The sequence below is a fragment of the Apibacter sp. wkB309 genome (assembly GCF_002964915.1).
Classification (GTDB): domain Bacteria; phylum Bacteroidota; class Bacteroidia; order Flavobacteriales; family Weeksellaceae; genus Apibacter.
Genome location: NZ_PSZL01000009.1, coordinates 1 through 10,289, shown reverse-complemented (window position 1 = coordinate 10,289; position 10,289 = coordinate 1). Strand labels below are relative to the sequence as shown.

The window sequence follows — 10,289 nt, the reverse complement described above, 5'->3', positions numbered from 1 at the left end:
GATTGTAATGATAAGTTATTGCATAAGCTGGGTTTTCAATATCTCCATCTGAATTTAAAACTACTGACGGATTATACTTATATTTTATGGTATAAGGTAAATCCAATTCCAATTCATTGGGTCCGGTGATGGTCTCAATTCTTCCCAGATTATCTATTGTGGTTTCTGTGAAATATCCGTTGATATCTTTACTAGTTAACGGTATTCCATAACGATAATCATAATTTTCTAATAAACCGGTATATCCATTTGTTAATTTGAAAAATTAATAATATAATCAAAAAACCTCGCATAATGCGAGGTTTTTGATTTCTATTTACCTTTTGCCCATTCGGGACGCTCTTTCCAGCCTCCTGGCGGAGCTTGCTTTATGCTATCCGGTACTGGAATATCCTGGAATATATCTGATACATTATTATCCTCCAATGAAAATTGAACTAAATATCGATGTCCTTTTTTAGGTCTTTTGTCACTATTATAAATACTACTTTTAGAATATTCTTTACCGTTTACGATATATTCATAGCTTACTTTTTTATGGTTTACTATAGGCCAATAGATCCGATCTATATATCCTATCGTGTAATTGCCATATTTAAGTGGACTAACTTTAATATGATTATATATTAAAACTCCTATAAAAGGTATTATAATAATTAAATAATTCCATTTTGATCCCTTTTCAACTAAATAATAGCGTAAAGTTTCTATAAACTTATTCATTAGTTTTTTTTCTAATCCAATTTATTTTGAATTACATTGACTCCATAATCCGGGGCATTCATAAGTACAGTTGCGGCTCTGCTTCCTGCTGTTTGACCAAAGCGTACGCTGGTTTGCATATATGTCCCGATTACGGTTCCTTTAAATAATTGTGAACCGCTGATTCCTGTAGCTGCAGCTCCTCCTATTACGCCTAAGGTTGCCTGAGTTACAAAATCTCCTTTACTCATTGTTCCATTGAATATTGTTTTAGTAGGGTTTCCAACAGTTATTTGTGTTGTTGCAGATAGCAAGGCATTTCCAACGTAATTCATACCCAATCCTGCTAATCCGCTCTGGGTAAGGTTGACGTCTCCTATAGCTTTGGTCAAATCTCCGCCGTTTGTAGTCATGTTTGCCGCCGTTTGTACAGCTGCATCTGTGCCTACTCTACCTAAAACGGCTGTAGTTGTTGCTCCTCCGGATAAACTAAAGAATCCTGCTGCTATGCCTTCATAAGCCGCAACCGGTCCGAACATCACGCATAATGCTCCTAACGTCCAGTTCTTTACATCATCTGTATGCATTAAGGGTTTTCCGCCATAGGCATCCAAATATCGTTGATAGGCTTCTCTTGAGCGTCTTTCTTTTTCCTGCTGTTGCTTGGTTACTTCATCGTTGGACGGTCTTCTTTTTCCTATTACTTCTATTTCTGGTAATACTGTCTCATTCTCTGGATCTACGCCTTCTGTTTTCATTCCTGTTGGATCTGTATACTTTATTGGGTTCTGATAGGTATACTGATATATTAACATTGTTTTATCATATAAGGGATCTACACTTAAAAAGATACTTTCTCGCGGATTATAGTATCTTGCTCCATAATAATACAGTCCTGTCTCTTCATCTAACTCTTTTCCATTAAATAAGTAAGGGGTATTCCAACTGTTGTTTCTCTCCTCTATAAACACTTCTCCAAACGGTACATATTCTACATGCTGCACTATTTCGCCGTCTAAGTTAGTGATATAACTTGAGCTGCCCAAATGATCCGGGTGATAATAATACTGCATTTTCTCATAGTTCACATTGCCGATTCCTATTCCTGCTCTTAAGGCTGTATTCTGATATGCTGTAAATAAAAAAACCTTGCAAATTGCAAGGTTTTTGTTGTTATGCTATATTGTTTGTCATTATCCAAAAACTAAATATCAGTAAAAGTACTATACTGGCAACTACCCCAAAACTTATCCAAGCCCATTTTTGTTTTTTTATTTTTGGTTCTTTTTCAAATTCTTTAAAGTAGGTTAGGTATTTGTCATTTTTCCATAAAAGAAAATAATTAATTATTGTTGGTATGATTAATAACATAACAATAAAAATCCATTTATATAAACTATCTTCCCATACATATTGAATTAGTGATTTGCCTAAAATAGCTTGTAAAAAATTAAATAAACTATATTCTACAAATATCATTAATCCTCCCATTTGGAGGCCAGCAATAGTAATACTTTTTCCATATTCAGGGTTATTTAATGTATTAATGGCAACTTTATCTATTTCTTTAAAGGAGCTCCCTCTTTTTTCTATGCTCTGTATGCTCTGTTTTAAAAATTTAATTTGAGCTATAGGATAAAATATAAAACTTAATATTTTTCTAAAGAAGTAAGTTGCATTATTCTCAAACAAAAAAATAAAATAGTGAATATAATTCCAAATCCTCTCCATAATGCCACTATTTTACAATTTGTTCTCCTAATTCACCTCCGTAATACCCTCCAGTAATACCTCCAACAACTCCTCCAATAAATCCTCCAATTGCAGCACCCGGTGCTGCTCCAACTCCAAAAAACCAAACACCTATTGCTCCACCTATTGCGGCACCTGTATATGCTCCAACTTCAGCTCCAGCCCAAGCACCAACCATTCCTCCAACAACTCCTCCAGTTGCTACTTGTGCATTGTAGCCAAACTGTCCATTATCTCTATAAATTCCATAACCAATCTGCCCTGCACTTATAGCATATCCTACCGGGCCGGTAACTCGACCTATTTTAGAACCATATTTTGCTAGAGAAGTAGTAGCAACATATTGATTTCCTCTAAACACTCCACCATTAGGGGTTTCAAAATACAATTTTAAATTTGAACCTAAACGTGTAAGTCCTACATTTTTACCTAAAGAGCCACCTACATTATCAACTATGTCATTAACTATACCAATGTTATCAATAGTGTTGTTTTTTGACCAATCTGCATAAGAGTCTCCACCTGATTTATGTGAAACTATAGATACACCTTGAAGATTGATTACACCATTTGCATCTTTGTAAGTTTCTCCAAAAGTTCCGAATGTCGTAAATCCGTTCTGTACAGATAGTCGATTCATATAACGTTCATATCCTGAACCGCCTCTATCAAATTTTCGCTGGAGTCGATTAAACTGCCTTTCACTAACTTTAATGCTTACATCATTATGACCATCTTCTATCGTATGAGTTTCACCATTAACTTTGTAATCTGTAAGACCGAGAGGATCTATTCGGTTAATTGGATTATTTCTAACAAAAGCATACGGTGAAATACTCGGATATTTCTCCGCCAATGGATCAACAGATAACCAAACAGATTCCCTAGGGTTATAATACCTTGCTCCATAATAATACAGCCCTGTTTCTTCATCCAACTCTTTTCCATTGAACAAATAAGGGGTATTCCAACTGTTATTTCTCTCCTCTATAAACACTTCTCCAAACGGTACATATTCTACATGCTGTACTATTTCGCCGTCTAAGTTAGTGATATAACTTGAGCTGCCCAAATGATCCGGGTGATAATAATACTGCATTTTCTCATAATTCACATTGCCGATTCCTATACCTGCTCTGGATGCTATATTGGATGAACAACAGAATCCTTCCCCATTAACGTAATCATCATTGTCCTTTCCGTTATACGGTACTTCAAAGTACGCATAGTTCCCTTTTAAGTCTTCAATGCTTCTTTGGTATTTCGCTTTCCAGTTGATCGTTACTCCGGGTACGCTTGATCCTGCATATTCTATTCTTCTCGGATCTGCGCCAAAGCTTTCTATATCTCCCAGCTTACTTACTATTCGTTGGCTTCCTGCGTAGTAATGTTTGGTATATTTTCCATTAGGACTTACTACTAAGTAAGGGTTAATATAGGCCGTGAATCCTTGTGTTTCGGTATTGCCGCCTGAGAATAAGGAATTGATATACACTTGTTCGCTCTCGCCGCTTGTTTTGATTACTCGTTCTCCTGAAGCATCGTATACATAGTTACTTACATACCCATTATCATCTATTGACATTAATCGGTTTTCTTCATCCCAGCGTAATTTCCTTTCATGCGTTTGATTTGTTTTTCTTAAATCTTTCTTCTCTAATTCTACATTTACATAGGTTAGATTTCCGTTTAAATCATAGTGATAATTCTTGTGCTCTTGGCGTTTTTCTTCTTCTTTACTTTCTTCTTCTCTGTAATTGATGTCTTGAACGGTTTTTATTTGATTCTTTTTCGTTGAATCGTAGGTATACGATAAGTCATAGCCTGCTTTTAATCCGCCTTCAATCATTATGCCTTGTTGACTTACTTGTTGGTTTTTGCTTACGATATTATGTAAGTTATCGTAGCCCATTTGCAAGCTGTATGCGGCCGTTTTGTTATCCGCTCCTGTGTAACTTCCTTGTGCCTGTACTAAGCGGTAAAGTCCATCGTAGGCATATTCATGCTGCATTTGTCCCCCCATAGTCTTTTTGTTGTCCTGAGGTAGCGGGGCTTGGTTGGATACGCTCAATACATTGCTAACAGCGTCATAGGCATATTTGTTATTAATGATCTGAGTTCTTACTCTTGTTCCTTGCGTTTTCGGTGATACCCAAACTTGTAAATCGCTAAGTCTTCTTCTTTCTGGATCATACGTATAAGTGGTTTCCGAGCCGTTGCAATATTTAAGATAATTTCTTTGTTCGAATTTATCATAGCCTATTTTATTTACATAGTCATAGCTATAAGCTTTGCTTCCTTTAATTCCGGTTAACAACCCTGCTGTATTATAGATATAATCTACTTTTTCTTGATCAGGATAGATGATCTGCTCTAGTTTATTCCAGCTGTCGTACTTGGTTTGAGTTACGTTAATCTTGGATGAATTTGATCTATTTCAGATTACTTAAATCTTGATTTTTATTCTCCATACTATTTGTAAGATTGCCAAAAGGCTTTTTAGATATCTCTCATTCTCTAATTAAACCGAACACATTCAATGGGATATTTACAATTTTTTTGCTTTCATTCGTTCACTTATCCCTATTGACGAGCTAGAACTCTCGGATTTAATGTATAAAGAACCTTAAAAGATTAACCCCGCTAATAGCAGGGTTACTTGGTTATTAATTATGATTTATTGTTTTCTTAATATTTCCTTTCGTATCCATATCTAAATGTTCATATAATAACATATTTAACATTTGATTCTTTTGACTATTTAAAAAATTTAAATAAATACCCAAACTATCCCTTTTAATATCATGATTATTATGACTTTGATCATTAAAAAACTTTATCATATAATGCCCAATGCTATCCCTTTCTATAAACTTTTCTTCTTTATTATATTTTAAAATCATAATATCATTCAATAAAATTTTCTTTTCAATAGGATATTTAAAATAACCTGCATCTAAACTATCTAAACTTTCATAAAATTTTATTGCTTTATCATATTCTCGTCTTCGTAATAATAAATCTGATTTTTTTACTGCATACTCTATTTTAGTTAAAGAATCATTTTTAAATTGACGTTCTATTTTTATTAGATATTTTTTATCGGAATCACTTAATCCTTCTGAAGATATTTTTTTTACTCTTATACATGAATGCAGAGCAAATATAAATCCTAATGATAATAAACTAATATTTAATAGCTTTTTTTGCATTTGTATTTTTATTTAATGGTAATCCTCTATTCGTGCCAAATAAGCCTCCGCCTTTTCCTGAATCTATTCGTAAACTTACTGGAATTGGAATAATTGGATGAATTATTACTGGTGTGTACATATTATCTCTTTCATGATACAGATTTATATTCTTGGATTTATTGAACAAAGAGTAACAATAAAAAGCCCGATTTATATATCGGGCTTTTCCTATTAATATTTACTTCATTTTTGTCTAACTTTTTGGGTTATCTTCATTGAATAGAGTTTTTTAGATTTTCATTTTATTTCACAATCACTTATCTTTTTTCTTTTTTAAAAAATAAAATCCAGCACCTATAAATATTATAAATATTATTATATTAAATATATTTATATTTCTTTCCAAATAATAGTTAGAAATAGATCCTATAATACCTAAAAAACCTAGTATAAATAAAATAACACCTACTATTTTCATCATTTTAAATTAATAAAAATAAAAATTAAACTTATTAATAATATAAGAGCTAAGCCTATTATAATATCTGCTTGTGATTCGCTTAATAATATTTCTTTAAACTTACTCTTTTTGCATTTATAAATAAATACCCATCTTATTATACCTCCTATTAAACTGAAAAAACTTACTATAAAATCTGTCATTTTTTATCCTTAACAGCCTTTCCAACAACTCCAAGCGTAGCTTTTTTAGCTCCATTCTTTAAAATAAAATTACCCACACGTCCAAAAGGACCTTTTATAGGAGCTGTAAGAATATTAACACTTGGCACAACAAAAGCATCATGTTTTTCTCCTTCTGTCATTTCTGCATGATTAGCATATGTATTTTTAACAAATTCACCATTTTTAAATCCATAGGTAACAATATCCATATCTACCTTTATATGTTCTGCTCTTCCCTCCTCGATAGCCTTTTTAGGAGCATCATAAAAAGCTCCCTTGAATATATATCCTAATGTTTGTGCACCTTCAAACAAACTTGAAAAAATATCTAATCCATAGTTAATCGCTTTCTGAGATATAGAAGGTTTACCATAATCGTATGCTTTATATAACTGACCATCTACAATAAAATTACCTTTATTATTTTCTAAATAAATATATTTACCTTCTTCATTATACATACCATATCCTTCTGATCTATATTGAGCATCTTGCCCCCAGTATTCTTCTGCCGTTTCTTGATTTGAAACTCTACTATCAAAATACAATTTCCCATTCTTTTCTACCCAATCATCAAATTTAGTTACACTTTCTCCTTCCATCCCTGTAGGATCAATATATTTAATCGGATTTTGGTATGCATACTGATATGGAGTCATCGTTTTTTCAAACATTGGGTCTACGCTTAAGAAGATTGACTCTCTTGGATTATAGTATCTTGCTCCGTAATAATACAGTCCTGTCTCTTCATCCAACTCTTTTCCATTGAACAAATAAGGGGTATTCCAACTGTTATTTCTCTCTTCTATAAACACTTCTCCAAACGGTACATATTCTACATGTTGTACTATTTCGCCGTCTAAGTTAGTGATATAACTTGAGCTGCCCAAATGATCCGGGTGATAATAATACTGCATTTTCTCATAGTTCACATTGCCGATTCCTATACCTGCTCTTAACGCTGTATTTTGAGAACAACAGAAGCCTTCCCCGTTTACGTAATCATCATTGTCTTTTCCGTTATACGGTACTTCAAAGTACGCATAGTTCCCTTTTAAGTCTTCAATGCTTCTTTGGTATTTTGCTTTCCAGTTGATCGTTACTCCGGGTACGGTTGAGCCTGCATATTCTATTCTTCTCGGATCTGCGCCAAAGCTTTCTATATCTCCCAGCTTACTTACTATTCGTTGACTTCCTGCGTAGTAATGTTTGGTATATTTTCCATTATTACTTACTACTAAGTAAGGGTTGATATGCGCGGTAACAATCATAAAATAGGCCTAACCATTAATTCCCTTTGTAAAATTACACAAACCGCTTTATTGGCTGACCTCTCCTACTTCAATTACACAGAACACAACAAATGGGATCTTTACAACATCTTGCAACTTATACACACTCTCATCCCTAAAGATGAAATGGAACTATTAGATTTGCTTAACAAATAGTAAAACAAAACCCCGCTAAGTAATTAGCGGGGTTTGATTAATATTCTTAACTACTTAGGATAGTCTGCTGGATATTCATCTATACAGCCTCTATTTTTCAATATTTCTACTATTTTATTATATTGCTTTGAAGCATGAATAGTACCGCCACTAGATATTATATCCTTTATATATACGTACTCTCCAGTTTCTTTGCCATTTTTATACTTTGGATAAAAGGGTATATCACATCTTGCTCCTTGCTCTAATAAATATAAGGCCACATCGTAATACCTTCCTTGAATTGACGCTGTAAAAGCTGAACCTGTATCACTACCCCTTTTAATATCTAATTTTGCTCCATTCTTTATTAGTAACTTAACTAATTTCAAATTACCTACTGAAGAAGATAATGGAGTTCTATTTGTCTTTTGTTCTTCCTTTCCTTTATTGCACTCAACATAATTCACATTTGCTCCATACTTAATTAATTCTTCCACATATTTCGTTTTATCTTCAAAGTCACTACATGCCTGAATTATAGGTGATGTACAATGTAAAGAATCAGAAATATTAGGATTGGCTCCTAATTTTAATAATTCTTTAAATGCTTTATATTGTCCATTGTATATACTTAAATGAAGTAAAGTTTTACCATATAATGAATCCTGATAATTGATAAGCTTAGGATTTTTTTTAAATTCCTGCTCTACCTTTTTAGGATTATCATCCCATACGGCTTTAGCTAAACCCCAAACCGGAGTATCCTGATATATACGATAATCACTTGCCAATAGCTTACTCTTATCTACTTTAGCTTCTCTATCTATCTTAGTACAATGAAGTAAAAAAACAGAAAAACAAATACATATTAATACAACTCTATTTTGCATACTTTTTCGCATTTATTCCAAACTCTTTTAACATGTTATCCATACTATGTCCATTAAATCGGGAAGCATTACTTGTGGGGTTTATATAATGCCGTTTCCCATTTACATCAGGCATAAGAATTCCTAGTACTGAGATATTATTATTTTGCAAATTATTTAAAGGATCGGTTATCATTATATAAGCCTTTATTAGTCCTTCAGTTCGTAAGGCGGCTGTAACTCCTCCTTCTCGTAATTTGGTTGCCATTCCTACCCCTGCAGCATTAAAAGTAATGGCCTTATTCCTTGTTAAATTAGAATTTAATGCGGCTAAGCCTCCACCTAATGAATGTCCGGTAAAAGTTAATTCTTCTCCTGTATTTTCTAATTGACTGGCTATTTCTTTAGCATTTTTTGCTGATAGAGAGTGTTGTTGAGAAGCTCCTACAACTTGTAGAACATTCGTTTTCCAGTCTTTCCCATCTTCTGTTCCTGCAGTAGCATAAACATACTCCGTGTTACCATCAACTGTCCGCTCATAAATCTGAGATTTAAATCCTGAATCCTTATGTTCTAGAACAACATCTTTACCAAAATCTCTTTTAGAAACTTTCCATCCTCCTATCAATATATCGTCCTTCTTATCTCCGTATACATGAGCAGCCATAGCCGCAGCTTCCTTTGGAGTAGGTTCTTGTACAGTTTCTGCACTCATCCCCGTAGGGTCGGTATATCTAATAGGATTCTGGTACGTATATTGATACGGAGTGCCTGTTTGTTCAAACATTGGATCAAAGCTCAAGAATATACTCTCTCTAGGATTATAGTATCTTGCTCCATAATAATACAGTCCTGTTTCTTCATCTAACTCTTTTCCATTAAACAAGTAAGGGGTATTCCAACTGTTATTTCTCTCTTCTATAAACACTTCTCCAAACGGTACATATTCTACATGCTGCACTATTTCGCCGTCTAAGTTAGTGATATAACTTGAGCTGCCCAAATGATCCGGGTGATAATAATACTGCATTTTCTCATAGTTCACATTGCCGATTCCTATTCCTGCTCTTAACGCTGTATTTTGAGAACAACAGAAGCCTTCCCCGTTTACGTAATCATCATTGTCTTTTCCGTTATACGGTACTTCAAAGTACGCATAGTTCCCTTTTAAGTCTTCAATGCTTCTTTGGTATTTTGCTTTCCAGTTGATCGTTACTCCGGGTACGCTTGATCCTGCATATTCTATTCTTCTCGGATCTGCGCCAAAGCTTTCTATATCTCCCAGCTTACTTACTATTCGTTGGCTTCCTGCGTAGTAATGTTTGGTATATTTTCCATTAGGACTTACTACTAAGAAGGGGTTGATATAGGCCGTGAATCCTTGTGTTTCGGTATTGCCGCCTGAGAATAAGGAATTGATATACACTTGTTCGCTCTCGCCGCTTGTTTTAATTACTCGTTCTCCTGTAGCATCGTATACATAGTTACTTACATACCCATTATCATCTATGGACATTAATCGGTTTTCTTCATCCCAGCGTAATTTCCTTTCTTGCGTTTGGCTGGTTTTTCTTAAATCCTTCTTCTCTAATTCTACATTTACATAGGTTAGATTTCCGTTTAAATCATAGTGATAATTCTTGTGCTCTTGGCGTTTT

At 33.9% G+C, this 10,289-nt stretch carries 10 protein-coding genes; 1 reads left to right on the top strand and 9 read right to left on the bottom strand.

Going from position 1 to position 10,289, the window contains the following annotated elements; all coding sequences use genetic code 11:
• Positions 1-312 precede the first annotated feature (312 nt).
• From C4S75_RS05680 to C4S75_RS05650, 7 genes are all read right to left on the bottom strand, one after another.
• On the bottom strand, positions 313-723 hold the full coding sequence (locus tag C4S75_RS05680) for a hypothetical protein (RefSeq protein WP_105297358.1): 411 nt from the start codon (positions 721-723) through the stop codon (positions 313-315).
• Positions 724-734: 11 nt separating this feature from the next.
• A complete protein-coding gene (locus tag C4S75_RS10140; protein ID WP_221404059.1) occupies positions 735-1,775 on the bottom strand; it encodes an RHS repeat-associated core domain-containing protein in 1,041 nt (346 codons plus the stop codon).
• Between the two features lie 100 nt (positions 1,776-1,875).
• Entirely contained in the window at positions 1,876-2,433 is a 558-nt protein-coding gene (locus C4S75_RS05670; RefSeq protein WP_105297357.1) for a hypothetical protein, read from the bottom strand.
• 7 nt (positions 2,434-2,440) lie between these two features.
• On the bottom strand, positions 2,441-4,771 hold the full coding sequence (locus tag C4S75_RS10180) for an RHS repeat-associated core domain-containing protein (protein ID WP_255410592.1): 2,331 nt from the start codon (positions 4,769-4,771) through the stop codon (positions 2,441-2,443).
• A 349-nt stretch (positions 4,772-5,120) separates the two neighbouring features.
• Positions 5,121-5,666, bottom strand: coding sequence for a hypothetical protein (locus C4S75_RS05660; RefSeq protein WP_105297355.1), 546 nt, complete (start codon positions 5,664-5,666; stop codon positions 5,121-5,123).
• A complete protein-coding gene (locus C4S75_RS10075) occupies positions 5,641-5,787 on the bottom strand; it encodes a hypothetical protein (protein WP_158254218.1) in 147 nt (48 codons plus the stop codon). The genes C4S75_RS05660 and C4S75_RS10075 overlap by 26 nt, the downstream gene beginning before the upstream one ends.
• A 520-nt stretch (positions 5,788-6,307) precedes the next feature.
• Complete coding sequence (locus C4S75_RS05650) at positions 6,308-7,603, bottom strand: RHS repeat domain-containing protein (protein WP_105297353.1); 1,296 nt, start codon at positions 7,601-7,603, stop codon at positions 6,308-6,310.
• On the opposite strand from C4S75_RS05650, the gene C4S75_RS10025 reads away from it, so the two are divergent.
• On the top strand, positions 7,586-7,780 hold the full coding sequence (locus C4S75_RS10025) for a hypothetical protein (RefSeq protein WP_146105576.1): 195 nt from the start codon (positions 7,586-7,588) through the stop codon (positions 7,778-7,780). The genes C4S75_RS05650 and C4S75_RS10025 overlap by 18 nt on opposite strands.
• A 50-nt stretch (positions 7,781-7,830) precedes the next feature.
• Here C4S75_RS10025 and C4S75_RS05645 read toward each other — a convergent pair whose 3' ends face one another.
• Entirely contained in the window at positions 7,831-8,652 is an 822-nt protein-coding gene (locus C4S75_RS05645; protein WP_158254217.1) for an ankyrin repeat domain-containing protein, read from the bottom strand.
• A partial coding sequence (locus C4S75_RS10070; RefSeq protein WP_304529178.1) for an RHS repeat-associated core domain-containing protein occupies positions 8,642-10,289 on the bottom strand: 1,648 nt, incomplete at its 5' end. The genes C4S75_RS10070 and C4S75_RS05645, both read right to left, overlap by 11 nt.